Origin of the sequence: Paracidovorax citrulli (assembly GCF_900100305.1) — a bacterium.
GTDB classification, from domain to species: domain Bacteria; phylum Pseudomonadota; class Gammaproteobacteria; order Burkholderiales; family Burkholderiaceae_C; genus Paracidovorax; species Paracidovorax citrulli.
Window position 1 is genome coordinate 14,222 of record NZ_FNEY01000013.1, and the last position, 25,039, is coordinate 39,260.

22 protein-coding genes and 1 riboswitch are annotated in these 25,039 nt (G+C 70.8%); of the genes, 12 read left to right on the top strand and 10 right to left on the bottom strand.

Annotated elements, in window-relative coordinates:
- The first annotated feature begins 30 nt into the window (after positions 1-30).
- From BLR99_RS10660 to BLR99_RS10680, 5 genes are all read left to right on the top strand, one after another.
- Positions 31-747, top strand: coding sequence for a 16S rRNA (uracil(1498)-N(3))-methyltransferase (locus BLR99_RS10660; protein WP_048857460.1), 717 nt, complete (start codon positions 31-33; stop codon positions 745-747).
- Entirely contained in the window at positions 744-2,171 is a 1,428-nt protein-coding gene (locus BLR99_RS10665; RefSeq protein ID WP_082081953.1) for a hypothetical protein, read from the top strand. The genes BLR99_RS10660 and BLR99_RS10665 overlap by 4 nt, the downstream gene beginning before the upstream one ends.
- Before the next feature lie 81 nt (positions 2,172-2,252).
- Complete coding sequence (locus BLR99_RS10670) at positions 2,253-2,954, top strand: hypothetical protein (protein ID WP_011797765.1); 702 nt, start codon at positions 2,253-2,255, stop codon at positions 2,952-2,954.
- Positions 2,955-2,974: 20 nt separating this feature from the next.
- Positions 2,975-5,809 carry an ATP-binding protein gene (locus BLR99_RS10675; protein ID WP_011797766.1) on the top strand — a complete coding sequence of 945 codons (2,835 nt, stop codon included), beginning with the start codon at positions 2,975-2,977 and terminating at the stop codon, positions 5,807-5,809.
- Between the two features lie 172 nt (positions 5,810-5,981).
- Positions 5,982-7,166 carry an MFS transporter gene (locus BLR99_RS10680; RefSeq protein ID WP_017438862.1) on the top strand — a complete coding sequence of 395 codons (1,185 nt, stop codon included), beginning with the start codon at positions 5,982-5,984 and terminating at the stop codon, positions 7,164-7,166.
- A 3-nt stretch (positions 7,167-7,169) separates the two neighbouring features.
- Here the strand turns inward: BLR99_RS10680 and BLR99_RS10685 are convergent, their stop codons facing one another.
- Positions 7,170-8,648 carry a M20 family metallopeptidase gene (locus BLR99_RS10685; RefSeq protein ID WP_074687155.1) on the bottom strand — a complete coding sequence of 493 codons (1,479 nt, stop codon included), beginning with the start codon at positions 8,646-8,648 and terminating at the stop codon, positions 7,170-7,172.
- Positions 8,649-8,700: 52 nt separating this feature from the next.
- Positions 8,701-9,738: a helix-turn-helix domain-containing protein gene (locus tag BLR99_RS10690; RefSeq protein ID WP_011797769.1), complete on the bottom strand. Its 1,038-nt coding sequence runs from the start codon at positions 9,736-9,738 to the stop codon at positions 8,701-8,703.
- A 204-nt stretch (positions 9,739-9,942) separates the two neighbouring features.
- Here BLR99_RS10690 and eat point away from each other — a divergent pair, with 204 nt between their 5' ends.
- Genes eat through eutC form a run of 3 tightly spaced genes read left to right on the top strand, consistent with a single transcriptional unit; the run spans position 9,943 to position 13,673 of the window.
- Positions 9,943-11,352, top strand: coding sequence for an ethanolamine permease (gene eat / locus BLR99_RS10695; RefSeq protein WP_048857441.1), 1,410 nt, complete (start codon positions 9,943-9,945; stop codon positions 11,350-11,352).
- 15 nt (positions 11,353-11,367) lie between these two features.
- Positions 11,368-12,756, top strand: a complete 1,389-nt coding sequence (locus tag BLR99_RS10700; protein WP_048857440.1) for an ethanolamine ammonia-lyase subunit EutB — start codon at positions 11,368-11,370, stop codon at positions 12,754-12,756.
- Positions 12,757-12,797: 41 nt separating this feature from the next.
- Entirely contained in the window at positions 12,798-13,673 is an 876-nt protein-coding gene (gene eutC, locus BLR99_RS10705) for an ethanolamine ammonia-lyase subunit EutC (protein WP_011797772.1), read from the top strand.
- Here the strand turns inward: eutC and BLR99_RS10710 are convergent.
- The 4 genes from BLR99_RS10710 to BLR99_RS10725 form a co-directional block, all read right to left on the bottom strand.
- The gene (locus tag BLR99_RS10710; protein WP_011797773.1) at positions 13,650-14,861 is read right to left on the bottom strand and encodes a GGDEF domain-containing protein; all 1,212 of its coding nucleotides are present in this window, start codon (positions 14,859-14,861) and stop codon (positions 13,650-13,652) included. The two genes, eutC and BLR99_RS10710, sit on opposite strands and share 24 nt — an antisense overlap.
- Positions 14,862-14,982: 121 nt before the next feature.
- Positions 14,983-15,567 (bottom strand): methionine biosynthesis protein MetW, encoded by a 585-nt coding sequence (metW, locus tag BLR99_RS10715; protein WP_011797774.1) that lies wholly within the window; start codon positions 15,565-15,567, stop codon positions 14,983-14,985.
- Positions 15,564-16,694, bottom strand: coding sequence for a homoserine O-succinyltransferase MetX (metX, locus tag BLR99_RS10720; protein ID WP_017438859.1), 1,131 nt, complete (start codon positions 16,692-16,694; stop codon positions 15,564-15,566). The genes metW and metX overlap by 4 nt, the downstream gene beginning before the upstream one ends.
- 122 nt (positions 16,695-16,816) lie before the next feature.
- Positions 16,817-17,395, bottom strand: coding sequence for a TMEM165/GDT1 family protein (locus BLR99_RS10725; RefSeq protein WP_011797776.1), 579 nt, complete (start codon positions 17,393-17,395; stop codon positions 16,817-16,819).
- A 6-nt stretch (positions 17,396-17,401) separates the two neighbouring features.
- A riboswitch (yybP-ykoY riboswitch) is annotated at positions 17,402-17,591 on the bottom strand.
- A 264-nt stretch (positions 17,592-17,855) separates the two neighbouring features.
- Between BLR99_RS10725 and rbp (BLR99_RS10730) the strand changes: the two genes are divergently transcribed.
- A complete protein-coding gene (gene rbp, locus BLR99_RS10730) occupies positions 17,856-18,227 on the top strand; it encodes an RNA-binding regulator (RefSeq protein ID WP_011797777.1) in 372 nt (123 codons plus the stop codon).
- A gap of 263 nt (positions 18,228-18,490) precedes the next feature.
- Positions 18,491-19,033 carry an RNA-binding regulator gene (gene rbp, locus BLR99_RS10735; RefSeq protein ID WP_074687157.1) on the top strand — a complete coding sequence of 181 codons (543 nt, stop codon included), beginning with the start codon at positions 18,491-18,493 and terminating at the stop codon, positions 19,031-19,033.
- Positions 19,034-19,145: 112 nt separating this feature from the next.
- Here the strand turns inward: rbp (BLR99_RS10735) and BLR99_RS10740 are convergent, their stop codons facing one another.
- Genes BLR99_RS10740 through BLR99_RS10755 form a run of 4 tightly spaced genes read right to left on the bottom strand, consistent with a single transcriptional unit; the run spans position 19,146 to position 22,222 of the window.
- Entirely contained in the window at positions 19,146-19,940 is a 795-nt protein-coding gene (locus BLR99_RS10740; protein WP_074687159.1) for an SDR family oxidoreductase, read from the bottom strand.
- A 34-nt stretch (positions 19,941-19,974) separates the two neighbouring features.
- A complete protein-coding gene (gene lptC / locus BLR99_RS10745) occupies positions 19,975-20,592 on the bottom strand; it encodes an LPS export ABC transporter periplasmic protein LptC (RefSeq protein ID WP_011797780.1) in 618 nt (205 codons plus the stop codon).
- Entirely contained in the window at positions 20,589-21,203 is a 615-nt protein-coding gene (locus BLR99_RS10750; protein ID WP_011797781.1) for a KdsC family phosphatase, read from the bottom strand. Before BLR99_RS10750 ends, lptC begins: the two co-directional genes overlap by 4 nt.
- A complete protein-coding gene (locus BLR99_RS10755) occupies positions 21,203-22,222 on the bottom strand; it encodes a KpsF/GutQ family sugar-phosphate isomerase (protein WP_011797782.1) in 1,020 nt (339 codons plus the stop codon). Before BLR99_RS10755 ends, BLR99_RS10750 begins: the two co-directional genes overlap by 1 nt.
- A gap of 136 nt (positions 22,223-22,358) precedes the next feature.
- Here BLR99_RS10755 and BLR99_RS10760 point away from each other — a divergent pair, with 136 nt between their 5' ends.
- Together BLR99_RS10760 and BLR99_RS10765 are read left to right on the top strand one after the other, a co-directional pair.
- Positions 22,359-24,344: a monovalent cation:proton antiporter family protein gene (locus tag BLR99_RS10760; RefSeq protein WP_011797783.1), complete on the top strand. Its 1,986-nt coding sequence runs from the start codon at positions 22,359-22,361 to the stop codon at positions 24,342-24,344.
- 109 nt (positions 24,345-24,453) lie between these two features.
- Positions 24,454-25,008, top strand: a complete 555-nt coding sequence (locus BLR99_RS10765; protein ID WP_011797784.1) for an adenine phosphoribosyltransferase — start codon at positions 24,454-24,456, stop codon at positions 25,006-25,008.
- Positions 25,009-25,039 lie beyond the last annotated feature (31 nt).

Consider the following 25,039-nt stretch of genomic DNA (forward strand, 5'->3'; position numbering starts at 1 on the left):
TCCTCCAACACCGACGACGCCAGCGTGAACATTCCCCGCTTCCATTGCCCCGAGCCGCTGTCCAGCGGAGCCGCGCTGGCCCTGCCGCCCGCTGCCGCGCGCCACGTGCAGGTCCTGCGCCTGCAGCCCGGCGACGCGATCACGCTGTTCGACGGGCGCGGCGGCGAGTACGCGGCCACGGTGGCGCGCATGGGCCGGTCCGATGTCGAAGTCCTGGTGGACGCGCACGACCCGGTGGAGCGCGAGGCCGGCCGCAGCGTCCACCTCGTCGTGGGCATGCCGGCCAACGAGCGCATGGACTGGCTCGTGGAGAAAGCCACCGAACTGGGCGTGGCGCGCATCCAGCCCGTGGCGGCGGCCCGCAGCGTGCTCAAGCTCTCCGGGGAGCGGGCGCTCAAGCGGCAGGCGCACTGGCAGGCGATCGCCGCGGCGGCCTGTGAACAGTGCGGGCGCAACCGCGTGCCGCGGGTGGAAGCCCCCTTGCCGCTGGCGGACTGGCTGCGGCTGCCTCCCGCGCCCGGTGCCGCGCGGCTGGTGCTGTCGCTGCGCGAAGGCAGCCGGCCGCTGCACGACGCCGCGGCGGGTGCCGCCTGCGTGCAGGTGCTGCACGGCCCCGAGGGCGGCCTCGCCCCGCACGAGGAAGACCTCGCCCTGGAGCGCGGTTTCCTGCCCGCGAGCCTCGGCCCGCGCGTGCTGCGCGCAGAAACGGCCTCGGTGGCGGCGCTTTCGCTGCTGGCGTGCGCATGATGGCGGCGCGCATGGAATCTTCCTCCCCGGCTCCCGGCGCCGACGCCCCCTGGGCGGACCTGGCGGACGCCGATGCCCTGCTGCCCGGCGGCCCGGACGAGGCGTCGGGCGCCCTGTTCGACTTCTTCCGCGACACGGACGCCGCCACGGACGATCCCCTGCTCTGGCGCATCGCGCGCGAGCAGGAGCTGTCGCAGGCGTTGAGCGGGCTGTTCCACGGCCCCGCCGCGCTGGTGCAGCTGCGCCTGTGGGCGTTCCTGCAGCTCGCCCGCCAGGGCGAGTCCCAGCTGTCCCGCGAGCGCATCGACGAACTCTTCCACGCGCTGCGGCCCGAGGCGCTGGACACCGTGCTCAAGCGCTTCCGCGACGTGGGCCTGCTGGCCTGGGATGACAGCGTGCGCGCCTATGCGCTGCCCCCCCTCGCGCAGCGCGTGGCCGGCCTGCTGGCGCCGCTGGCCAGCGGCGACGCGGCCGGGCAGGACGCCGAAGGCGGCGAACTGGCCGCGCTGCTCGGGCAGGTCGTGGGCGCGAACCAGCTCGGGGCGCTCGACGCGGGGCAGCTGCAGATGCTGCAGGCGCAGCTCACCCGGCTGCACGGCGAGTTCGCGGACGCGATCGCGAGCGGTTCGGAATTCCGGCTGCGCGCGGCGCGCCAGCGCTACGACCGCGCGGCCCTGCTGATCGACCGGGCCTCCGACGCCATTACCGCCATCATCGGCCATGCTCACGGCCACATCGCCATGGAACGTGCGGCCCGCGCCCTGGGTCAGGCGCAATCGCGCCTACTGGCGATGGCCAGCCAGTTCAACCGCGCGCTGCAGCAGGTGGACCGCCAGCGCGTGACGCTCGGCACCACCGGCATCACCAGCACCGATGTGAAGCGCTGGCTGCAGACGCTGCGCCAGCCTGCCGCGCTGCTCGACACCGCGCTGGCCGTGCCGGTCGGCCTGTGCGCCCTGGCCCCGCATGAACTGCTGGACGTGACCGAGGCCGAGTTCGAGCGCGACCGCCCCACCCAGGGCCCCGCGGAAGACCTGCCCGGCGCCCAGGAAGCCCCGGCCGGAACGCTGGCCGCCGTGGCCCTGCCGCGCGAACTGGGCGATCTGTCCGATCTGCTGGCGGCCTGGACGCTGGAGGCGCCCGCCGGAGAAGCGGCCGGCGGGCCGCGCGACGTGGCCGCCGCGCTGCTCGGCGCCGAGCCTCATTCCGCCCGCTATGCCCAGGTGGCCTACAAGGCCCAGTTGCTGCCGCTGCTGGGCGATCCGCAGGCCGGCGTGCTGCCCGGCGCCACCGGGGCGCTCGCGCGCCAGCCCTGGCGCGTGGAATGGGAGGCGGCCATCCAGGCCCTGGACCACCCCCAGGTGGAACTGGTGAGCCGGGGCCGGCTGGTTCCCGCGGACCCTCCGCCGGATACCGCCGGCTGAAGCTGCGGCCTGTTGCCTGCTCCCTGTTTTGGTTTCGTTTTTTCCTGACTGCCTTTTTCGTTTTCGGATGGACCGCTGCCCATGGACGACGCCGCCCTGCTGATCGCAGAACTCCTCACGCGCCGCTGGCTGCCGCGCAGCCACCCGCGGGTCAAACGCGCGCTGGTCGATGCCGAACTCTTCGCGCAGGTCGAGCAGCGCCTGGCGCAGTCCGGGCTGCGCTTCGTGGACAGCATCTACGCCGACCATGTCAGCCTCGCCCTGCTGCAACCCGCGCAGAACGCCGTGCTGGGCGAAGGCGCGCTCAACGCCAACAACAACCTGGACCTGCCGCGCGACGCGCAGGCCCTGCTGGTGGTGCTCTGGGCGCTCATCGTTTTGCCGAAGCGCGAACGCCAGACCAGCCGCACCGAGGCCGAGGGCGATGGCCAGAACGACTTCTTCCCCGGGGCCAAGCCCCTGCCTTCCGCGCGGCTCGTGAGCCCCGTGCTCTCGTACAAGACACTGCTGGAGGACTACGGCAACCAGCTCGGCAAGAAGCTCCGCCTGGATGCCAACCTCAAGCTGCTGGAGCGCCACGGCTTCATCACGCGGCGCCAGGACGAGATCGGCGAAGGCCCGCTGCTGGACGTGCTGCTCGATTACGACGTGCTCGCGCCGCGCATCCTCGACGGCGCCCTGGCCGACGTGCTCGCGCGCGAGCGCGCCGCGGCACCGGCGGCACCGGACGCTGCCGCCGACGCCGCCGCCCCTTCTTCCGGGTCCGAGACCCCCACGGCCTGACCGGGCCTCTCCACCCGCACATGTTCCACCTGCAAACCCTCGAACTCGTCCACTGGGACTACTGCCAGCGCGTCGCGCTGCCGCTGGACGCCTCCATCATCACCATCGCCGGCCCCAACGGTTCGGGCAAGACCACGCTGCTGGACGCCATGCGCACGCTGCTGGGCCTGCGCTGCTCGGCCCCGCGCGACTACCGCACCTATGCCCGCCATGCCGGCGCGCAGACCGCGTGGCTGCGCGCGGTCGTGGACAACCGCCCGCAGGGCCGCCAGACCTCCAGCCGGCCCTTCGCGCGCCGGCTGCTGTACGCCGATCAGGTCACGCTCGCCTGCCGCATCGACAAGAACGGCGGCGACTGGCAGCGGCGCTACTGCCTGCTCGACGGCGATGTCTCCATCGAGCAGTTGCGCGATACGCCCGAGAAGGATCTCGGCTTCATGGGCGTGGAGGCCTGGGGCCGCGTGCTCGGCGCGGCCGGCCTGTCTCCCGCCATCGCCCGCGTGCTGTCGCTCGAGCAGGGGCAGACCGACCGGCTGTGCGAATTCAGCCCGCGCGAACTGCTTCGGCTCGTCTTCGACGTGTTCGGCGACCAGCAGGTGCTCGATGCCTACGACCAGGCGCGCGAACACCAGCAGCAGCTCTCGCGCGAAATGGCGCAGGCCGAGCGCGAGCTCGACCACAGCCGCGCCCAGCTCACGGAACTGAGCAACCGCGTGACCAGCTACAAGACCTGGCAGCTCAAGCTGGCCGAACGCGAGCGGCTCGCCACCGAGGTCCTGCCCGTGCTCGGCTGGCACGGTGAGCGTGAAGGCCTGGCGAAGCAGGCGCGCGAACTGCGGCGCCAGAAGACACAGCACCGCGCCGCGCTGGCCGAGCAGGCCGCGCAGAACAAGCGCCTGCTCACGCTGCTGGACGAAAGCACCCGCGCCCAGGCCGATGCCGAGCGCCTGCGCGCCGAACGCGACGAAGCACGCTCGGCCCTGGACGACGCCACGCGCCACGAGGCACCGCTGGAGCAGCTGGCCAAGCGCGAGGCCGAACTGCTCGCGCTGGTGGACAAGGGCAGCAACGCCGACGAGCTGCAGGCCCACCTGCGGCAACTGCAGGAGCAGGAGTCCGCAGCGCAGGACGAGCGCTCCGCGCTGCAGCAGCGCCGCCGGATAGCGCAGGACGCCCTCAAGGCGCTCGAAGGCCAGTCGCTGCCGCCCCTGCCGCCCGAGGTGCAGCAGTTCCGCAGGCGTCTCACGGCCCAGGGGATCGGCCACCAGTTCGTGGCCGAGGTGATCGAGGTGGTGGACGAGGCCTGGCGCGCCGCGATCGAAGGCGTGCTACGCGGCCACCGCTGGGTGGTGCTGCTCGACAAGGAAAGCGATCTGGCCGAGGCCTACGACATCGGCGAGCGCGAGCGCTACCGCCATTACCTGGTCGGCCCCGGCGAAAAGCCGCTGCGCGGCGAGCCCGGTACCCTGCTCGCCCATGTGCGCTTCACGGCGCCCGTGCCGCGCTGGCTGGTGCAGCAGTTGCAGCAGCTGCGCTGCGTGGCCGACCCGCGCGAAGGCAAGCGCCTGGGCGGCACCTGGATCACGCCCCAGGCCTACATGCACGACGGGCGCGGGGCGCGCTCCATGTGGGTGGAGCCGCGCGACCACCAGTTCGGCGCCGCCGCCGTGCAGGCGCGCCGCGCCGCCGCCGAGCGCGACCTCGCGCAGATCGACGGCCAGCTCGCGCCCGTGCTCGACCGGCTCATGGCCCTGAAGCGGCAGATCACCGATACCCGCCGCGCGCTCGAAGGCCACAGCGCCGCGGAAGAGCTGGCGCGCCGCAGCGAAGAGTTCGCCCAGGCGCGCGAGGAACTGCCGGCGGCCAGGCAGGCGCGCATCGCCGCGGCCCAGCGCTGGCAGCGCCTGGACACCGAGGCTGCGCGTGTGCACGACCGCCACCGCGCCTTCACGGAGGAACACCAGCGGCTGGAGCAGCAGCTGCGGCGCTCGCGCAGCGATACCGAACGCGCCGCGCAGGAATGGACCGCGCGCCGCCGCGGGCACGTGGAGGCCGCAGCGCGCAGCCAGGCGCAGCGCCGCCAGTTCCCCGCCCGCTGGACGGCCGCGGAGACACTGAGCGCACTGGTGGACGAGTACGTGAACGACACCCAGGCGAAGCTGCGCCTGGCCGCCGTCGAGCAGGAGCTGGAACAGGGCACCTGGGAGCAGGACGCCACCGTGGAGGAGCGCTATCGCCGCATGGAAGCCACCGTGCGCGAGCAGGGCCTGAGCCTGTCGGACCACCAGGTCAAGAACGCCCAGGCCGGCACGGCCGTGATGAACGCGCGCGAAAGCTACATCGAGGTGCTGCGCAGCACCGTGCGGCGCTACCGCAAGAACATCCAGGAACTCGGCGCCCTGGCGGGCGTGGAGGTGGCGGCCGACCTGCCGCTGCTGGAGAACGACGACACCGTGCTCGCCCAGGCGGGCCTCAAGGTGCATTTCGCGTTCGACGGCAAGGGCAGCATCGGCCTCAACGACGGCGAGGCCTCGGGCGGCCAGCAGGTCATCAAGTCGCTGATCCTGCTCGTGGGGCTGCTCAAGGACGAGGAAAGCGGCTCGGGCGGCTTCGTCTTCATCGACGAGCCCTTCGCCCACCTGGACGTGCGCAACATCCAGCTGGTGGGCCACTTCCTGCGGTCCACCCAGGCGCAGTACGTGCTGACCACCCCCATCACCCACAACCTGGAAGTGTTCGAGCCGGCCGAGATCACGCTCGTGACCAGCAAGAAGCCCCAGGGCTCGCGCTGGGCCCCGCCCATCGCCGTGGCCAAGCGGCGCGGCGTGCCGCAGCTGGCGCCGATGGCGGGATAGCGGGGAGGCCGTGGCGGCGCTCGTGGTGCCGGCGGACCGCTGCGACCCGGACGGCTCGAGGAAACGCTCGAACGCGCCGACCGGCGCTCTACACGGCCAAGCGGGGGGGCCGCGACCGGACCGTCGAGCAAGCGCTTGACCCTGACACCATGGAAGCATGCAAGATCCGGCCATGACCTCCTCCCTCCGCCGCCCTCTGGGCCTGCTCGCCCTCTGCCAGGGGCTGTTCCTCACCAACAACGTCGTCTTCATCGCCATCAACGGGCTGGTGGGCCTGCAGCTCGCGCCACGCGGCTGGATGGCCACCCTGCCGGTGATGGGCTACGTGGTGGGCGGAGCACTGTCCACCGGCCCCGTGGCCCGGGCCCAGAGGCGCTGGGGGCGGCAGGCCTCCTTCCAGATCGGGCTGGCCGTGGCGGCGGCGTCGGCCTTGCTCTGCGCGCTGGCCGTGTGGATGCACGCGTTCTGGCTGCTGTGCGCTGCCACGCTGATGGCGGGCTACTACAGTGCCAACGGCCAGCTCTACCGCTTCGCCGCGGCCGAGATCGCGCCCGCGCCGCAGCGGGACACGGCCATGTCGCTGGTGATGGCCGGCGGCCTGCTGGGCGCGGTGGCCGGCCCCAACCTGGCCAACCACACGCGCGACCTGGTCTCGGTGCCATTCACCGGGGCCTACCTGGCACTGTTCGTGGTGGCCCTGGTGTCCATGGCCTGCATGGCGGGCATCCGCTTTCCGGCCGCTCCACCGGCGTCGGCGGCCGGCGCTGCCACGGGCCGCTCGGTGGCGCAGCTACTGCGCGATCCGGTGTTCGCGGTCGCGATGCTGGGGGCGGCGCTGGGCTACGGAGTGATGAACCTGCTGATGGCGGCCACGCCGCTGGCCATGCAGGTGTGCGGGCACGCCTTCGGCGACGCGGCCTTCGTGCTCGAATGGCACGTGATCGGCATGTTCGCCCCGGGCTTTTTCACGGGCCACCTGATCCGGCGATTCGGCGTGCTGCGCATCATGGCGGCCGGCGTGGCGCTCAATGCCGCCTGCGTGGCGATCGCGCTCTCCGGCGTGGAACTGGCGCATTTCGTGGCCGCGCTCTTCCTGCTGGGCGTGGGCTGGAACTTCCTCTTCACGGGCAGTACCGCGCTGGCGATGCGCGCCTACCGGCCCGAGGAGAAGGACCGCGCCCAGGCCGCGATCAATTTCGGGGTCTTCGCCACCATGGCGCTGACATCCTTCGCGTCGGGGGCGCTGGTCACCACCCAGGGCTGGACGCTGCTGAACTACGGCTCCCTGCTGCCCATCGGGCTCACCGGCGCGGGGCTCGCGTGGCTGGCACTGCGGCAACAGCAGCGTCAACCGTGACCCTCAGCCCTCCGCGCCCGGCTCCGGCAGGCTGACCACCACCTGCGCCACGGCGGCCGTGAGCTTCTTGGCGTAGGGCACGTGCAGGAACTCGTTCGGGCCGTGCGCGTTGCTCTTGGGCCCGAGCACCCCGCAGACCATCATCTGCGCCGTGGGGAAGCCCTGGCTCAGCATGTTCATGAGCGGGATGGTCCCGCCCTGGCCGATGTAGCCGCAGGGCGCGCCGAAGTGCGCCTGGCTCGCGGCATTGAGGGCGTTCTCGAACCACGGCGTGATCGCCGGCGCGTTCCAGCCGCTGGCGGCGCTGCCGGGCTCGAACGTCACGCGGGCCTGGTAGGGCGCGTTGTACTCCAGCAGGGCCTTGAGCTTCTGCACGCTTTCGGCGGCATCCACCACGGGCGGCAGGCGCAGGCTGAGCTTGAAGGCGGTATAGGGCCGCAGCACGTTGCCCGCGTCCTGCAGCGCAGGCAGGCCTTCAGCGCCGGTGACGCTGAGCGTCGGCGTCCAGGTGCGGTTGATCAGCGCCTGCACCGGGTCGGTGGTGGTCGGCAGCGCGAACGTGGTCGAGCCGCCGCAGTCGTAGTGCGCCCAGGGGAAGCGTTTCGTCACCTCGTCGCCCAGGATCGCGGCCGTGGCGCGCGCCTGCGCCAGGCGCTCGGGCGGCACCTCGCAGTGGAAGCTCGCGGGCAGCAGGCGGCCGGTGGCGCTGTCCTCCAGCCGGTCGAGCACCTGCCGCATGATGCGGAACGACGAGGGCACCAGGCCCGACGCATCGCCCGAGTGAACGCCCTCGGTCAGGATCTGCACCTTGAGCGTGCCGCTCACCATGCCGCGCAGGCTGGTGGTGAGCCAAAGCTGGTCGTAGTTGCCCGCCCCGGAGTCCAGGCAGATCACCAGGGCCACGTCGCCCAGGCGCGGGCGCAGCAGGTCGATGTAGGGCAGCAGGTCGCGCGAGCCGCTCTCCTCGCAGGTCTCGATGAGCCCGACGATGCGCGGGTGCGGCACGCCCTGGCGCTGGATCTCCTGCACGGCGGCGATGCTGGCATAGACGGCATAGCCGTCGTCCGCCCCGCCGCGGCCGTAGAGTTTCCCGTCCTCGTATTTCGGCGACCAGGGGCCCAGGTCCTTGCGCCAGCCGTCGAACTCGGGCTGCTTGTCCAGGTGGCCGTACATCAGCACCGTCTGCTGCGAACCCCGCCGCGTGGCCTCCACCTCGAAAAACAGCACCGGCGTGCGGCCCGGCATGCGCAGGATTTCCAGGCGCAGGCCGGGGACCTTCTGGGCCTCCACCCACTCCGCGGCATTGCGCAGCACGCGGTCGAGCAGGCCCTGTTGTTCCCAGTCGGGCGCGAAACCGGGCGATTTGGCGGGAATGGCGATGTATTCGGTCAGCTGCCGCAGGATGTCGCCGTCCCAGCGCTGGCTGAGCTGGGACAGGGCCTGGTCGGGCTGGAAGACGGTGGCGGGTACACGGGCGTTCATGGGGGCTCTCCTGCTGCTGCGCGGGACATGCCGCGACGAGCCGATGATTGTGCTACAGGGCCTGCGGGGCGCGCCGGCGCAGGGTTTGCGAAGGCGCCTCCCCGAAGAGGGTCTTGTAGTCCTGGGAGAAATGGCCCATGTGGAAGAAGCCCCAGCGCTCGGCGATTTCCTGCACCGTCTCGCCCGGCGCGGCCGTGCGCAGCGCGCGGCGGCAGGCGTTCAGGCGCACCGCCTTCAGGAACTCGGCGGGCGACTGGCCCAGCACGGCGTGGAAGTGGTTCTGCAGCGTGCGCCGGGTCACGTGCAGATGCCGGCACAGGGCGTCCACGTCCCGGGCGTCGCCGCAGCACGGCTGGCCGGCCCACGCACGCGCCGCCATCACCAGCGCGAAACGGCGCTGGGCTGCGCCCTGCGGAGGTGCCACGGCGGGTGCCGCTGCGGCGGGATCGCCGCACAGCTGGCGCAGCAGCCGCCGCACCAGCGCCTGGTGCCGGCCGGTGCCCGCCGGCTCCGGGGCCGCCTCGGCGATGCGCAGCAGCGATTCGATGGTGGCGCACAGCGCGGCATGCGCCGCGGCGTCCACGGGCACGGCGTGTGCGGGGCTGGACAGCAGGACGGCCGCGCCGCGCAGGCCCATGGCATCGGCCTCGGCACGCAGCCATTCCTGGTCCATGACCACGCCGTAGATGCCGAAGTCTTCCGGCGTGCGCAGCGTGAAACCATCGCTGGCCCGGGCGCGCAGCACGAAGCGCTGCGCATCGGTGCGCCGCTCGCTGCCGCAGAAATGCAGGGGCCGCGCGCAGCGGGCGTCGGGCACCCCGAACCACACCGAGCCCCGCCAGGGCGCGCACTGCTGGCTGGTGGGCGGGGAGGTGTGCTCGTGGAAGACCTGCAGGCGCGGGCCGCCCAACCACAGTTCGCGCACCCGGCCGGCGAAACGGCCGCCGCGCAACTGGTCGTACTGCTGCGACCAGTCCGAGAGCTGGTCGGCATGCTCGTCCACGTCCTCGCTGGCACGGACCCGCCAGCGCAGTGCGCCCGCAGCCGTGGAAGGCACCAGGGCAGTGCGGGAGGAAAGCGCGGCAGCCATGTCGTGGAGCGTTCGGGCGTGGAGTAGGGAATGTGATGCAAGAAAAGCGCCAGCCCGTGCGAGAAAACCCCGACCCCGCTATCCCGGATCGGAAAAAAACCGGCACGGCCCGGTTTTTCCGAATCCGGATAGACGCCGGCGGCCCGGAATGGGTGCAATGGCGGCACGTCGTCCGTCGGCTTTCCGAACCCAGCAAGGCACTCCATGCACACCTGCGCCTCCACCCCTTCCGATCCGGCCCACGCACCGCACCTGAAGAAGGTGCTGGGCACCTTCCAGCTCTGGGGCATCGCCGTCGGACTGGTGATCTCCGGCGAATACTTCGGCTGGAGCTACGGCTGGGCCAGCGCCGGCACGCTGGGCTTCCTGGTCGCCACCGTGCTGGTGGCCGCCATGTACACCAGCTTCATCTTCAGCTTCACCGAACTCACCACCGCCATCCCGCACGCGGGCGGCCCCTTCGCCTATGCGCGGCGCGCCTTCGGGCCGGCGGGCGGCTTCGTGGCGGGCTACGCCACGCTGGTGGAATTCGTCTTCGCGCCGCCGGCCATCGCGCTGGCCATCGGCGCCTACCTGAACGTGCAGTTCCCGTCCATCAACGCCAAGACCATCGCCCTGGGCGCCTACGTGGTGTTCATCGGGCTGAACTGGGTGGGCGTGGGCATCGCGGCCACGTTCGAGCTGATCGTCACGCTGCTGGCCATCTTCGAGCTGCTGGTGTTCATGGGCGTGGTCAGCCCCGGCTGGTCGTGGGCGAACTTCGCCCACCTGGGCTGGGCCGGCAGCGACACCTTCAGCGGCGCCACCGTGGCGGGCATCTTCGCTTCCATCCCGTTCGCGATCTGGTTCTTCCTGGCGATCGAGGGCGCGGCCATGGCCGCCGAGGAAGCGCGTGATCCGCAGCGCACCATTCCACGCGCCTACATCGCCGGCATCCTGACACTGGTGGCGCTGGCCTTCGGCGTGATGGTCATGGCCGGCGGCGTGACCGACTGGCGCCAGCTCTCCAACATCAACGACCCGCTGCCCCAGGCGATGAAGGCCCTGCTGGGCGCCAACAGCGGCTGGCTGCACATGATGGTGTGGATCGGCCTCTTCGGGCTGGTGGCCTCGTTCCACGGCATCATCATGGGCTACTCGCGCCAGATCTTCGCGCTGGCGCGCGCCGGCTACCTGCCCCGTGCCTTCGCCCGGCTCAGCCCGCGCTTCAACACGCCGCACCGCGCCCTGCTGGCGGGCGGCGCCGTGGGCGTGGCCGCGATCTTCAGCGACGAATGGGTCCAGTTCGGCGGCCAGACGCTCACCGCCAACATCGTCACCATGGCGGTCTTCGGCGCCATCGTGATGTACATCGTCTCCATGGCCGCGCTGCTGCGCCTGCGCCGCACCGAGCCCGGCATGCACCGCCCCTACCGCGCGCCGCTCTACCCCTTCTTTCCCCTGCTGGCGCTGGCCCTGGGCGTGGTGTGCCTGATCGCCATGGTGTGGTTCAACACCGTGCTGGCAGCGGTGTTTCTCGCGCTGATGGCGCTGTCGTGGTTGTATTACGCTGGCACTGCCAGCCGCCGCGCGCAGGCCGCGCCCGACGCGCTGCTGGATGCCTCCCCCCGGTAACGAAGGGATTCCGCCATGCGCTACCACGCCACCCTGGGCGGCCAGGGCCATGTCTTCGACGATCTCCGCCAGGTGATGGCCCACGCCAGCCCGGCGCGCTCGGGCGACTACCTGGCCGGCGTGGGCGCGGCCACCGCGCAGCAGCGCATGGCGGCGCGCCACGTGCTGGCCGACCTGCCGCTCGCCACCTTCCTGAACGAAGCACTGGTGCCCTACGAGGACGATGCCATCACCCGCCTGGTCATCGACGGGCACGATGCCGCCGCCTTCGCACCCATCCGCTACATGACGGTGGGCGACTGGCGCAACTGGCTGTTGGGCGACGGGGCCACGCCCGAAGCGCTGGCCGCGCTCGCGCCCGGGCTCACGCCCGAGATGGTGTCGGCCGTGAGCAAGCTCATGCGCAACCAGGACCTGATCGCCGTGGCGCGCAAGTGCCGCGTGGTCACGCGTTTCCGCAACACGCTGGGCCTGCCCGGCCGCATCGCCGTGCGGCTGCAGCCCAACCATCCCACCGACGACCTGCGCGGCGTGGCCGCCTCGGTGCTGGACGGGCTGATGCTGGGCGCGGGCGATGCGGTGATCGGCATCAATCCGGTGTCCGACAGCATGGCCACGCTGGAGGGCCTGTGCCGCATGTTCGACACGCTGATCCAGGGCCTGGAGATTCCCACCCAGGCCTGCGTGCTGACCCACGTCACCAACACGCTGCAGCTCATGAACGCGGGCGTGCCGGTGGACCTGGTGTTCCAGTCCATCGGCGGCACCGAGAAGACCAACAGCGGCTTCGGCGTGAGCATCTCCGTGCTCGACGAAGCCTACGACGCCGCCCTGCAGCTGCGGCGCGGCACCGTGGGCGACAACGTCATGTACTTCGAGACCGGCCAGGGCAGCGCCCTCTCGGCCGGCGGTCACCATGGCGTGGACCAGCAGACCTGCGAAGTCCGCGCCTATGCGCTGGCGCGCCGCTACCACCCGCTGCTGGTGAACACCGTGGTGGGCTTCATCGGCCCGGAATACCTCTACGACGGCAAGCAGATCATCCGCGCTGGCCTGGAGGATCACTTCTGCGGCAAGCTGATGGGCCTGCCCATGGGCTGCGACATCTGCTACACCAACCATGCCGAGGCCGACCAGGACGACATGGACACGCTGCTGGTGCTGCTGGCGACCGCCGGGCTGAACTTCCTCATCGGCGTGCCGGGGGCGGACGACATCATGCTCAACTACCAGAGCACCTCGTTCCACGATGCGCTCTTCCTGCGCGACACGCTGGGCCTGCAGCGCGCTCCAGAATTCGAGGAATGGCTGCAGCGGCAGGGCCTGACCACGGCCGGGGGCCGGCTGCGCGACGGCGCCGCGCCGCTCGCGCTGGCGCACGTGCTGGGCACGCAGGCCCGCTGAACAGCCCCACCGCCCCCGACGCCCCCACCGCACGGAACGACATGGACGACTCCTCCCGCGACGACCAGGCCGCCGACGCGGCTCCCCGGCTCCCACCCCTGCCTGCGGCCACAGGTTCGCAGCCCTGCGTCACCGCCATGCCCTGGCACCACTGGCGCCAGGCCACGCCCGCGCGCATCGCCCTGGGCCGCGCAGGCGTGGCGGTTCCCACCGACGAGGCACTGCGCTTCGGCTGGGCGCACGCCATGGCCCGCGACGCCATCCATGCGCCGCTGGATGCCGAAGCCCTGGCCGCCGCGCTGCGCGATGCCGGGTACGAGGTGGTGCAGGCCCGCAGCCGCGCCGAAGACCGGGCCACCTACCTGCGCCGTCCCGACCTGGGCCGCCAGTTGCACCCGGAAGACGCCATGGCCCTGCAGGCGCATGCCGCGCGCGCCGGGGCAACGAAGCCCGCGCTGTGCGTGGTGGTGGGCGACGGCCTTTCGTCGCTCGCCGTGCAGCGCCACGCCGTGCCGCTGCTGCAGGCGCTGGCGCCGCTGCTGCCCCCCGATACCAGCATGGCGCCGGTCGTGGTGGTGCGCCAGGCCCGCGTGGCGGTGGCCGACGAGGTGGGCGAACTGCTGGGCGCGGGCCTGAGCGCGATGCTGATCGGCGAACGGCCGGGCCTGAGTTCGCCCGACAGCCTGGGCATCTACCTCACGCACGCGCCCCGGCGCGGGCGCAGCGACGCGGAGCGCAACTGCATCTCCAACGTGCGGGCCGAAGGCCTGGGCTATGCCGCCGCCGCCTTCAAGCTGGCCTGGCTGATGCGCCAGGCCCGGCGGCTGGGCGCCACCGGCGTGGCACTCAAGGACGACAGCGACGCCGAATGGGCCCTGCAGGCACAGCGGGCGTCAGCGCGGCTGGGCGGTGGCTGACTCCGCGCCCGGCGCGCCCGCCGCGGGCGGGGGCACCTCGGCCGTGGTGGCCACCTGGTTGCGCCCCGAGCGCTTGGCACGGTACATGGCCTCGTCCGCGGCCGCGACCAGCCCGTCCCAGCGATCGCCGGGCTCGAGCACGCCGCCGGCCACCCCGATACTGAGGGTAACGGGCACCGTACGGCCGGCGAACTCGAAATGCGCCTGCTCCACCGCGGCGCGCAGTTCGCCCGCCAGCACCTGTGCGCCAGCCAGAGGAGTGCGCGGCAGCAGCACCAGGAACTCCTCGCCGCCATAGCGGCCGATGAGGTCCTGCGATCGCAGCCGCTCGCCCAGCACATCCACGACGCCGCACAGCACCTGGTCCCCCGCCAGATGGCCCAGGCCGTCGTTGATGCGCTTGAAATGGTCGATGTCCAGCATCATCACCGACAGCGGCTCGCCCGAACGCACGGCCTGCGCCACGCAACGGTCCAGCGCCGCGATGGTCGCCCGGCGGTTGGGCACGTCCGTGAGCGGATCGCGCGCGGCCATGCGCTCGTTGGCGGCGTCGGCGCGGTCCCGGGCCATGAAAATGAAACCGAAGGACGAAGCCTGCACCGTGATGAAAGTGGCCAGAAAGGTCGCGTGCTGCCAGAAGTTCGCCTCCAGCAGGCCCGAAGCCGGCATGTGCCCCGTGATCGCCGCCAGCGCCCGCACCACCAGCACGACGGCCTGCAGCCAGATGCCCGCGGCCACCATGCGCGCGCCGTAGCCTTCCGAGCGGTGCCGGCCGAGCGTCCACAGCACCAGCCCCAGCTGGGCCGGGTAGATGAGGCCCGCCAGTACCAGCCGGGCCGTGTAGTCCCCCAGGAAGGCCACGAACAGGGCGATCGTCAGGAGGACCGGCGGCACGGTGTGCAGCCATGGCACCGGCCGCCGCAGGAACTGGTACACGGCCGCCAGCAGGCTCGCGAACACCCCGGCCAGCAGGCCGTTGGCCACCACGATCGACAGCACGTCGGGAATCCGGCCGCGCAGCGCGAGCAGCACATAGGCCAGCGACTGCATCAGCAGGGCCGCCGCCCACAGGCCCAGCCCCTCGCGGCGGCGGCGGGCCGCCACCAGCAGCATCCCCGCCGCCATGACCAGCGAGCCCACGACGGTCATCACCAGCATGGTCGGCAGGTGCAGCAGGGACTCGGACATGGCGTGGAGCGAAAAAAGAGCGGTCGTGCCGGGCGCCGGAGAATACGCGAAGGCGCTGCGGCACGCTGCCGCCAGGGTTACAGGCCATGGGCGATGGCGGCGTGCAAAGCGCCGGAACGCGTCAGTCGTGCTCGAAATGGAACACGGCCGTGCCGGCCATGGCGTTGGGCAGCCAGCGCACTTCCCGCCCCTTCTGCAGGCCGAACGCGTCGAGAACGCGCAGCCGGTTCTTGTGCGCGAGCACCTCGAAATCCTTGAAGGTGCCGACACGGATGTTGGGCGTGTCGTACCACTGGTAGGGCAGCCGCCGCGTGACGGGCATGCGCCCGCGCAATACCGACAGCCGGTTGGGCCAGTGCGCGAAGTTCGGGAACGCGACGATGCCCGCCCGCCCCACCCGCGCCGTCTCGCGCAGCATCACCTCGGCGTTGCGCAGGTGCTGCAGCGTGTCGATCTGCAGGACCACGTCGAACGAGTTGTCGCCGAACATCGCGAGCCCCTCGTCCAGGTTGAGCTGCACCACGTTCACGCCGCGTCGCACGCAGGCCAGCACGTTCGCATCGTCGATCTCGACACCGTAGCCCGTGCAGCCGCGCTCGCGCTGCAGCATGTCGAGCAGCGCGCCGTCGCCGCAACCCAGATCGAGCACGCGCGCGCCATGGGGCACGAGACGCGCGATCGCGTGCATGGTGGATGGATCGCTCATGCGGAGGTCTCCCTGGCAATGCCGTCGAAGTAGGAACGCATCAGGCCCATGTAGCGCGCATCGTCGAGCAGGAAGGCATCGTGGCCGTGGGGTGCGTCGATCTCGGCGTAGCTCACGTCGCGCCGGTTCTCCAGCAGGGCCTTGACGATCTCCCGGCTGCGCGCGGGCGAGAAGCGCCAGTCGGTGGTGAAGCTCACCAGCAGGAACTTCGCCCGGGCGCGGGCGAGCGCCAGAGTGAGGTTGCCGCCGAAGGCGAGCGCCGGATCGAAGTAGTCCAGCGCCCGCGTGATGAGCAGGTAGGTATTGGCATCGAAGTAATCGCTGAACTTGTCGCCCTGGTAGCGCAAATAGCTCTCGATCTGGAACTCGATGTCCTGCGTGCTGTATCGGGGCGCCAGTCCTTCGCGCAGCTGCCGGCCGAACTTCTCGTTCATCACGTCGTCCGACAGGTACGTGATGTGGCCGATCATGCGCGCGATGCGCAGCCCCCGCTTCGGGATGGTGCCGTGGCGGTAGAAGTGCCCGCCGTGGAAGTCCGGGTCGGTGACGATCGCGCGGCGCGCCACCTCGTTGAACGCGATGTTCTCCGCGGTGAGATTGGGCGCGCTCGCCACCACCACCGCATGCCGCATGCGCTCGGGGTACTGCAGCGTCCACGACAGCGCCTGCATGCCGCCCAGGCTGCCGCCCAGCACGGCGGCGAGCTGCTGCACGCCCAGGCGGTCCAGCAGCCGCGCCTGGGCGTTCACCCAGTCCTCCACCGTCACCACGGGAAAGTCGGCGCCATAGACCTCGCCCGTGTCCGGGTGCGTGTGCATCGGTCCGGTGGAGCCGAAGCACGAGCCCAGGTTGTTGATGCCGATCACGAAGAAACGGTCGGTGTCCACCGGTTTGCCCGGGCCGATCATGTTGTCCCACCAGCCCTCGCTGCGGGGCTGCCCCTCGTACACGCCCGCCACGTGGTGCGAGGCGTTCAGGGCATGGCACACCAGCACCGCGTTGGAGCGGTCGGCGTTCAGGGTGCCGTAGGTTTCGTAGGCCAGCGTGTAGTCGCGGATCGACGCGCCCCCCTGCAGGGGCAGCGGCTCCGCGAAGTGCATGGATTGCGGTGTGGCGATGAACGACATGGATGAAAAAACCCGGCATCGCTAAAAACGAGGCCGGGTCGTCGCACTGCACCAACGGTCGGGTCTTTAGCTGGATTTATAGAGCGCCCGCAAGCGGTGGCAAATCGGCGCGTGTCCGGCGATTATGCCAAAGGACCGGGGGCCGGTGCGAACAGCGCGACAAGCCCCAGCACCACGAAGATGACGGCCGACACCACGTGCACCGCGCGGATCGGCACGCGCCGGGTGATGCGCTCGCCCAGCCAGACCACCGGCGCGTTGGCGAGCATCATGCCCAGCGTCGTGCCCGCCACCACCCAGAAATAGGCGCTGTACTGGGCGGCCAGCATGACGGTGGCGACCTGCGTCTTGTCGCCCATCTCGGCGAGGAAGAACGCCACCAGCGTGGTGCCGAACACGCCGAAGCGCGGAGTGCCGCCCGTCTCGTCGTCGTCCAGCTTGTCGGGAATGAGCATCCACACCGCCATGGCGATGAACGACAGGCCGAGGATCCAGCGCAGCATCTGCGGCCCGATGACGGTGGTCACCCAGGCGCCCACGGCACCGGCGAGCGCGTGATTGGCGGTGGTGGCCACCAGGATGCCCAGCACGATGGGCCAGGGCTTGCGGAAGCGGGCCGCCAGGACGAGGGAGAGGAGCTGGGTCTTGTCGCCCATCTCCGCGAGCGCGACGATGGACGTGGATACGAGGAAAGCTTCCATGGGGTGGGGTTATCCGGCCGGATGTGTGGACAGCATTGACTGCGCCCCGACTCCGGCCTTGGGATCGGTGCACAGTCAATGGTCTCGCCCAGTCCGGCTGAACCGCGTGCGCCATAGGCCGAGAGGGCCCAAGTTTGTTGACGCATGCCCCCGTGCGCGCATGGCGCCGGGCGGGCTACTCCCCAGAGACTGCGGTGATTGTAGTGCACGCGGCTGTGGCCCCCTCGGGAGCACGGCAGCTCATCCGTAATGGAAAGTTCGGGTAAACACCCATCGCGAACGTTGCAAGCACGCCAATTTCCCTGCTCCAGGCTGGAACAGTTGGTTGATAATGGTTCGGCTTTTCTGCCTGCAGGAATGCACGTTGCGGTGTTTGGTCGGTTTCGCGTCTCTGAAATCGTCAGGTTTGCTGATTGCGTCGGGCTCCATCGCGTTTTCATGTTTCTTTAAGGAGTCCTTCATGGGCAACAAACTCTACGTGGGCAACCTGCCCTATTCCTTCCGCGACGACGATCTGCAACAGACGTTCAGCCAGTACGGTTCCGTGGCCAGCGCCAAGGTCATGATGGAACGCGACACCGGCCGCTCCAAGGGCTTCGGCTTCGTCGAGATGGGCAGCGATGCCGAGGCACAGGCCGCCATCCAGGGCGCGCACGGCCAGAACTTCGGCGGCCGCGACCTCGTGGTCAACGAAGCCCGTCCGATGGAACCCCGTCCCCCCCGCAGCGGTGGCTTCGGTGGCGGCAACGGCGGCGGCTTCGGCGGTGGCCGCAGCGGCGGCGGCTACGGTGGCGGCAATGGCGGTGGCTACGGCGGCGGTCGCGGCTACTGATGTGCCAGCAACCTCCGGGTTGCGAATGGATACAAAAAAGGGCCTCTCGAGGCCCTTTTTTTATTGATGCACAGGCGCAGCAAGGGTGTGGTTCCGCTTGATCTTTTGCAGGCTTTATGGACCATAATGCTTCGGCGAAAAATGTTTTTTTCGCGTTGCATTGCGGGGATCCGTCAGTTTCGCGCGTAGGGGCTCTTTGTGACCGACCGGCTGCGTTTTCGGGACTCCATCGCTTTTTCCATGTGTTTTTGAGGAGTCCCGTGATGGGCAACAAACTGTACGTCGGCAACCTGCCGTACTCCGTGCGCGACAACGATCTCGAGCAGGCGTTCGGCCAGTTCGGCGCCGTGACCAGCGCCAAGGTCATGATGGAGCGGGATACCGGCCGTTCCAAGGGCTTCGGCTTCGTCGAGATGGGCAGCGATGCCGAGGCGCAGGCCGCCATCAACGGCATGAACGGGCAGGCCCTGGGCGGCCGCAGCATCGTGGTGAACGAAGCACGCCCCATGGAGCCGCGCCCGCCCCGTAGCGGTGGCGGCTTCGGCGGCGGTGGTGGTGGCGGCTACGGCGGTGGCCGCAGCGGTGGCGGCTATGGCGGTGGCGGTGGTGGCGGCTATGGTGGCGGCTATGGTGGCGGCCGTGGCGACGGCGGCGGCGGTTACGGCGGTGGCCGCGGCGGCGACAGCGGCGGCGGCTATGGCGGCCGCGGCGACGGCGGCTTCCGCAGCCCGTACGGCTCGGGTGCCCGCAATGGCGGCGGCGGTGGCCGCGGCGGCTACGGCGGCGGCAACAACGGCGGCTATTGAGCCCCTTGCCGGCACGCCCCTCTCGCGGGGGTCCGTGCCAGCCAGCCACTCCAGGATTTCCCAGGCCCCTTCCAAGGGGCCTTTTTCTTTTACGGCGGCATGCGCCCGCCGATCAGGAGGCCGGGCCAGCCCCGCCGCGCCTGTGCTTGCGCGGCCGTCCGGCCAGCAGCCGGTCGAACAGGCTGCCGGGCAGCATGCGCAGCAGCTTGGCCACCACGCCCATCTGCCAGGGAATCACACGGTAGCGCGCGCCTGCCGCGATGGCCGCATACGCCTTGTCCACGAAGTCCCCGGGCTGCATGAGAAACGGCATGGCGTAGCGGTTCTGGCGGGTGAGCGGCGTATCGATGTACCCCGGGCACAGGGTGACCACCCGCACGCCGCTGGCCCGCAGCTCGCCCCGCAGGCTCTCGCAATAGCTGATCACGGCGGCCTTGCTGGAACAGTAGGCGCCGTGCCCGGGCAGCCCCCGTATGCCCGCCACGCTGCCGATACCCACCAGCGCGCCGCTGCCGCGCTCGACCATGGCGGACACGAACGGATGGAAGGTGGCCGCCATGCCGAGGTTGTTGGTCGCGAAGGTCTGCGCCATGACATCGAGATCCTCGCGCTCCGCCGTGTCCATGCCCACGCTGATGCCGGCATTCGCGATCACCACGTCGGGCAGTCCCAGTTCCGCGATGCAGGCCTTGCCGGCCGCGATGATGCTGTCGGCCTGCGCCACGTCGGCGCCGTACACGCGGAAGTCGTCCGCCGCGAGGCCGCTGGCGGCCGCCCAGGCCTGGATCTCCGCGGTGCGCCGCGCCACCAGCGCCAGGCGGAACCCGGCCTGCCGGTAGCGCAGCGCCAGGGCTTGCCCGATACCGCTGGAGGCGCCGGTAATGAAGGCCAGGGGACGAGGGTGCATGGTGGCCTCTTGGGTTGGATGGCTGGCCCGGATCTCAGCGTGCCGGCGGGGGAATGAGCATTCCGCGCACCCGGCCGCGCAACTGCATGATCTGGTCCAGATTGTCGTAATCCATGTTGTCCGCGGTGAACTGGTCCGAACCACGGATCAGCGTGACCGGCTGGTTCGAGCGGACGCGCTCGCTGTTGAGCCAGGCGTGCAGGAACTCCCCGCGGAACTGCAGCCGCGGCAGGGGGTCGCGGCCCGGCCGGTTGAGCGGTTCGCGCGTGACGACGGCATTGCCGAAGAGCTGCACTTCGGAAGCATCCGCATTGGTGAGCGCCCGCTTCGCCGTGGCCACCGTCACGCGCCCGTCCAGGGCCACGGAGCGCATGTGGGCATTGTCGATTTCCAGCGTATCGGTATCCGGGTAGTGCCGCGCGACATCGCCGCGGATCTCGCTCTGCAGGCGGCCGTTCGCATCGAAGTTCTTGACCGAGAAGCCGCGCATGAAATAGTCGGGCTCGTGCGTGGGCGCCACTTCCTGCGCGGGGCGCACCGGCTTGGGGGCGTTGCGCACCAGCCACCAGGTGCCCAGGGCCATCAGGCCCATGAGCACCACGGGCAGGTAGAGGGATATGCGGTCCCATGCCTGGCGCAGGCGGCCCATCATGCGGCGTGCGCCTCCAGCAGCGCCGCGTAGCGGCCACTGGCCACCAGCAGCAGGTCGCAGAACTCGCGCGCCGCGCCGCCGCCGCCGGGGGCTGCCGTGACATGGTGGGCCACGGCACGCGCTTCGGCATGGGCGTGGTACGGCGCGCAGGCCAGCGCGCAGCGCCGCATCACGGGCAGGTCGGGCCAGTCGTCGCCGATCGCCGCGGCCTGGTGCCAGCCCAGCCCCAGCTCGGCCAGGATGGCCTCGGCGGCGGGGCGCTTGTCCTCGGTGCCGAAGCGGGCATGCACCACGCCCAGCGCCTGCAGCCGCAGGCGCAGCGCGGGCGAATCCCGCCCCGTCACCACGGCCGGCACGATGCCGGCCTGCCGCAGCAGCTTGAGGCCGTGCCCGTCGAGGGTATGGAAGCGCTTGAGGGTCTCGCCCGCCTCGGAGATGTAGAGCCCGCCGTCGGTGAGTACGCCATCGACGTCGAAGAAGGCGACGCGCACATCCTGCGCGCGCAGCAGCAGCGCGGGGTCGAACTGCAGAACGGGCCGCAGGGCCGGCAGCACGGCCGTGTCCAGCGTGGGGCCGCCCGTCGGGGGCGTGGGAACGATCCGGCGGTCCATCAGATGACCTTCGCCCGCATGAGGTCGCCGATGTGGACCACGCCCGCCAGCACGCCGCCTTCCGAGGCGACGAGCACGCTGGTGATGGCATGGCGCTCCATCATTTCGGCCGCGTCCGCCGCGAGCGCATCGGGGGCGATGGTGCGCGGCCCTGCATGCATCACCTCGCCGGCCGTGACGCTGCGCAGGTCCGCGCCGGCCTCGATGCGCCGGCGCAGGTCGCCGTCGGTGAAGATGCCCAGGATGCGGCCCTGCGCGTCCGTGATGGCCGACGCGCCGAGCCGCTTGGCGCTCATCTCGCGCATCAATTCGCTGAACGAGGCCTCCGGCGGCACGCGCGGCACGTCGGCGCCCGAGCGCATGACGTCGCTCACGTGCGTGAGCAGCTTGCGGCCCAGCGCGCCGCCAGGATGGGAGCGCGCGAAATCCTCGGAGCGGAAGCCCCGGGCGTCCAGCAGCGCCACCGCCAGGGCGTCGCCCATGGCCAGCTGGGCCGTGGTGCTGGTCGTGGGAGCCAGGTTGAGCGGGCAGGCTTCGCGCTCCACGCCGCAATCGAGCACCAGATCGGCATGGCGGGCCAGGGTGGATTCCAAGCCGCCCGTCATCGCCACCAGCGGCACGCCCAGGCGCCGGAGCACCGGCAACAGCACGGTCAGCTCGCCACTCTCGCCGCTGTTGGAGATGGCCAGCACCAGGTCGCCGGTCGTCACCATGCCCAGGTCGCCGTGGCTGGCCTCGGCCGGATGCACGAAGAAGGCCGGCGTGCCGGTGGAGGCCAGCGTCGCCGCGATCTTGCGGCCGACGTGGCCGCTCTTGCCCATGCCCATGACCACCACGCGGCCGGAAGTGGCCAGCACGCGGCGCACCACGTCCGCGAAGGCTCCGCCCACGCGGGCGGCGAGCGCCGAGAGGGCGGCAGCCTCGGTATCGAAGGTTTCGCGGGCCAGGCGCACGGCCCGTTCGGCGGAGAAAGGCGCAGGCGGCAGGGCCTGCCCCTGCGCGGGGGGGGCGGAAAGCATCCGCGGATTCTATTCGGCGGCTCCGCACCCGCATGCCCGCGGGCCCGAAAGCCCTCCGCGGCCCGCGTCACGGTGCCTCTGGGGCGTCCGGCAGGGAAACCCCCGTGAAACCGCCCGCGCTCGGCTAGCATCGGGCATGTCCTCCCTCGCCTTGACGCTGCTCTACCTGCTGGCCGCCGTGCTGGGCGTGGTGGCCTGCCGCAGCCTCAAGCTGCCGCCGATGCTCGGCTACCTGGCCGCGGGCATCCTGATCGGCCCGCACGCGCTCGCGCTCACCCAGAACTCCGAGGGAGTGCGCCACCTGGGGGAGTTCGGGGTGGTGTTCCTGATGTTTTCCATCGGCCTGGAGTTCAGCCTGTCGAAGCTGCGCGCCATGCGGCGGTTCGTGTTCGGGCTGGGCCTGCTGCAGGTGGCGCTCACCCTCACCGCCGGCATGGTGGGGATGCTGCTGCTGTCGCATTTCGCGGGCGGGCTGTGGCGCATGGGCTGGCAGACCGCGCTGGCGCTCGGCGGCACCCTGGTCATGAGCAGCACGGCCATCGTGGTCAAGCTGATGAGCGAGCGCGCCGAGCTGGAAAGCGAGCACGGCCGCCGCGTACTGGGCGTGCTCCTGTTCCAGGATCTGGCCGTGGTGCCCCTGCTGGTCCTCATTCCCGCCCTGGGCTCCTCGCCCGAACGGCTGCTGGTGGCGCTCGGGCTCGCCCTGCTGAAGGCCACCGTGCTCGTGGGCGTCCTGCTGGTGGGAGGCCAGCGCGTGATGCGCTGGTGGCTCACCCTGGTGGCGCGGCGCAAGAGCGACGAACTCTTCATGCTGAACCTGCTGCTCATCACGCTGGGCCTCGCCTGGCTGACCGAGGCGGCCGGGCTGTCCCTGGCGCTGGGCGCCTTCATCGCGGGCGTGCTGGTGTCCGAGACGGAATACCGGCACCAGGTGGGCACGGACATCCGTCCCTTCCACGACGTGCTCCTCGGGCTCTTCTTCATCACCGTGGGCATGATGCTGGACTGGCACATCCTGCTGGAACGCTGGGCGCTGGTGCTGGTGCTGCTGACAGTGCCCCTGCTGCTCAAGGCCGGCGTCATCCTGCTGCTGGCGCGCGGCATGGGCGCCACCACGGGCGTCTCGCTGCGCACCGGCCTCTACCTCGCGCAGGCCGGCGAGTTCGGCTTCGTGCTGCTCTCTCTCACGCAGGAGCACGGCCTGGTCGAGCCAGCGCTCATGAACCCCGTGCTGGCCGCGATGGTGCTGTCCATGCTGGCGACGCCTTTCCTGATCCAGTACAGCAACCCGATCGTGATGAAGCTGGTGGCCAGCGACTGGCTGCAGCAGTCGCTGCAGATGACCACCATCGCGCGCAAGGCGATCAACACCAGCGGCCACGTGCTCATCTGCGGCTACGGCCGCTGCGGCCAGAACCTCGCCCGCATGCTGGAGCGCGAGCACATCCCCTACATGGCGCTGGACCTCGACCCCGATCGCGTCCGGCAGGCGGCCGCCGCGGGCGACTCCGTGGTGTATGGCGACGCCACGCGGCTGCAGGCGCTGATGGCCGCCGGCCTGGTGCGGGCCAGCGCCGTGGCGGTGACCTACCTCGACATTCCAGCCACCCTCAAGGTGCTGGCCAACACCCGGGCGCATGCGCCCCAGGTGCCCGTCGTGGTCCGCACGCAGGACGACCTGTACCTCGACAAGCTGCAGGCGGCCGGCGCCACCGAAGTCGTGCCCGAGGCCATCGAAGGCTCGCTCATGCTCGCGAGCCATGCGCTGGCCCTGGTGGGCGTGCCCATGCGGCGGGTGCTGCGGCTGGTACAGGACCAGCGCGAAGCCCGCTACAACCTGCTGCGCGGCTACTTCCACGGCGCCGACGACGACACGGCCTCCGAGCGCGACCAGGAGCGCCTCGCCACGGTGACCCTGCCGCCCGGCGCCGGCACCGTGGGCCGGCCACTGTCTGAACTGCCGCTGCACGCCATGGGCGTGCGGGCGGTCAACCTGCGCCACAAGGATGGGCGCAGCTCCACCCCCACCGACGACAGCGTGCTCTCCGAAGGCGATACGCTGGTGATCTCCGGCCACCCCACGGCCCTGGCCCTGGCGGAAGACGCGCTGCTGCGCGGCTGAAGGCCGCCCGGGCCGGCGCGGCCGGGAACGCCCGGCACAGCGGCAGGCTCTAAACTGCCGCCCTTTCCCGCCGCGCGCGCCGTGGCCCATCCCTTTTCCCGCCCCCGCCATGCAAGACCTCAGCGTCAACGAATACCTTCGCCAGTACATCCGCACCGTGCCCGACTGGCCCGCGGCGGGCGTGCAGTTCCGCGACATCACCCCGCTGCTGCAGGATCCCAAGGTGTTCCGCGTGCTCATCGATGCCTTCGTGCACCGCTACATGGACCGGGCCCTGCGTCCCGACGTGGTCGCGGGCCTGGATGCGCGCGGCTTCATCCTCGGCGCCGTCGTGGCCTACGAATTGAACGTCGGCTTCGTGCCCATCCGCAAGAAGGGCAAGCTGCCTTTCACCACGGTCGAGGAAACCTACGAACTCGAGTACGGCAGCGCCACGGTCGAGCTGCATGCCGATGCGGTGAAGCCCGGCGACCGGGTGCTGCTGATCGACGACCTCATCGCCACCGGCGGCACCATGATGGCCGGGCGCAGGCTGCTGGAGCGGCTCGGCGCCACGGTGACCGAAGGCGCCGCCATCGTCGATCTGCCCGAACTGGGCGGTTCCTCGCGGCTGCGCGAATCCGGGCTGCCGCTCTACACCCTGGTGGACTTCGCGGGGCATTGAAGGAGAGCTTCCCCGGAAGGCAGAGCCCGGC

Bases quoted from the DNA above. Each gene is read 5' to 3' on its own strand.
- BLR99_RS10740 (WP_074687159.1), bottom strand. From the start codon at position 19,940: ATGCACCCTCGTCCCCTGGCCTTCATTACCGGCGCCTCCAGCGGTATC.
- BLR99_RS10710 (WP_011797773.1), bottom strand. From the start codon at position 14,861: ATGTCCGAGTCCCTGCTGCACCTGCCGACCATGCTGGTGATGACCGTC.
- BLR99_RS10725 (WP_011797776.1), bottom strand. From the start codon at position 17,395: ATGGAAGCTTTCCTCGTATCCACGTCCATCGTCGCGCTCGCGGAGATG.
- eat (WP_048857441.1), top strand. From the start codon at position 9,943: ATGCACACCTGCGCCTCCACCCCTTCCGATCCGGCCCACGCACCGCAC.
- BLR99_RS10670 (WP_011797765.1), top strand. From the start codon at position 2,253: ATGGACGACGCCGCCCTGCTGATCGCAGAACTCCTCACGCGCCGCTGG.
- rbp (WP_011797777.1), top strand. From the start codon at position 17,856: ATGGGCAACAAACTCTACGTGGGCAACCTGCCCTATTCCTTCCGCGAC.
- metX (WP_017438859.1), bottom strand. From the start codon at position 16,694: ATGTCGTTCATCGCCACACCGCAATCCATGCACTTCGCGGAGCCGCTG.
- metW (WP_011797774.1), bottom strand. From the start codon at position 15,567: ATGAGCGATCCATCCACCATGCACGCGATCGCGCGTCTCGTGCCCCAT.
- BLR99_RS10690 (WP_011797769.1), bottom strand. From the start codon at position 9,738: ATGGCTGCCGCGCTTTCCTCCCGCACTGCCCTGGTGCCTTCCACGGCT.
- BLR99_RS10765 (WP_011797784.1), top strand. From the start codon at position 24,454: ATGCAAGACCTCAGCGTCAACGAATACCTTCGCCAGTACATCCGCACC.
- BLR99_RS10755 (WP_011797782.1), bottom strand. From the start codon at position 22,222: ATGCTTTCCGCCCCCCCCGCGCAGGGGCAGGCCCTGCCGCCTGCGCCT.
- rbp (WP_074687157.1), top strand. From the start codon at position 18,491: ATGGGCAACAAACTGTACGTCGGCAACCTGCCGTACTCCGTGCGCGAC.
- BLR99_RS10665 (WP_082081953.1), top strand. From the start codon at position 744: ATGATGGCGGCGCGCATGGAATCTTCCTCCCCGGCTCCCGGCGCCGAC.
- BLR99_RS10675 (WP_011797766.1), top strand. From the start codon at position 2,975: ATGTTCCACCTGCAAACCCTCGAACTCGTCCACTGGGACTACTGCCAG.
- BLR99_RS10685 (WP_074687155.1), bottom strand. From the start codon at position 8,648: ATGAACGCCCGTGTACCCGCCACCGTCTTCCAGCCCGACCAGGCCCTG.
- BLR99_RS10680 (WP_017438862.1), top strand. From the start codon at position 5,982: ATGACCTCCTCCCTCCGCCGCCCTCTGGGCCTGCTCGCCCTCTGCCAG.
- BLR99_RS10760 (WP_011797783.1), top strand. From the start codon at position 22,359: ATGTCCTCCCTCGCCTTGACGCTGCTCTACCTGCTGGCCGCCGTGCTG.
- eutC (WP_011797772.1), top strand. From the start codon at position 12,798: ATGGACGACTCCTCCCGCGACGACCAGGCCGCCGACGCGGCTCCCCGG.
- BLR99_RS10750 (WP_011797781.1), bottom strand. From the start codon at position 21,203: ATGGACCGCCGGATCGTTCCCACGCCCCCGACGGGCGGCCCCACGCTG.
- BLR99_RS10700 (WP_048857440.1), top strand. From the start codon at position 11,368: ATGCGCTACCACGCCACCCTGGGCGGCCAGGGCCATGTCTTCGACGAT.
- lptC (WP_011797780.1), bottom strand. From the start codon at position 20,592: ATGATGGGCCGCCTGCGCCAGGCATGGGACCGCATATCCCTCTACCTG.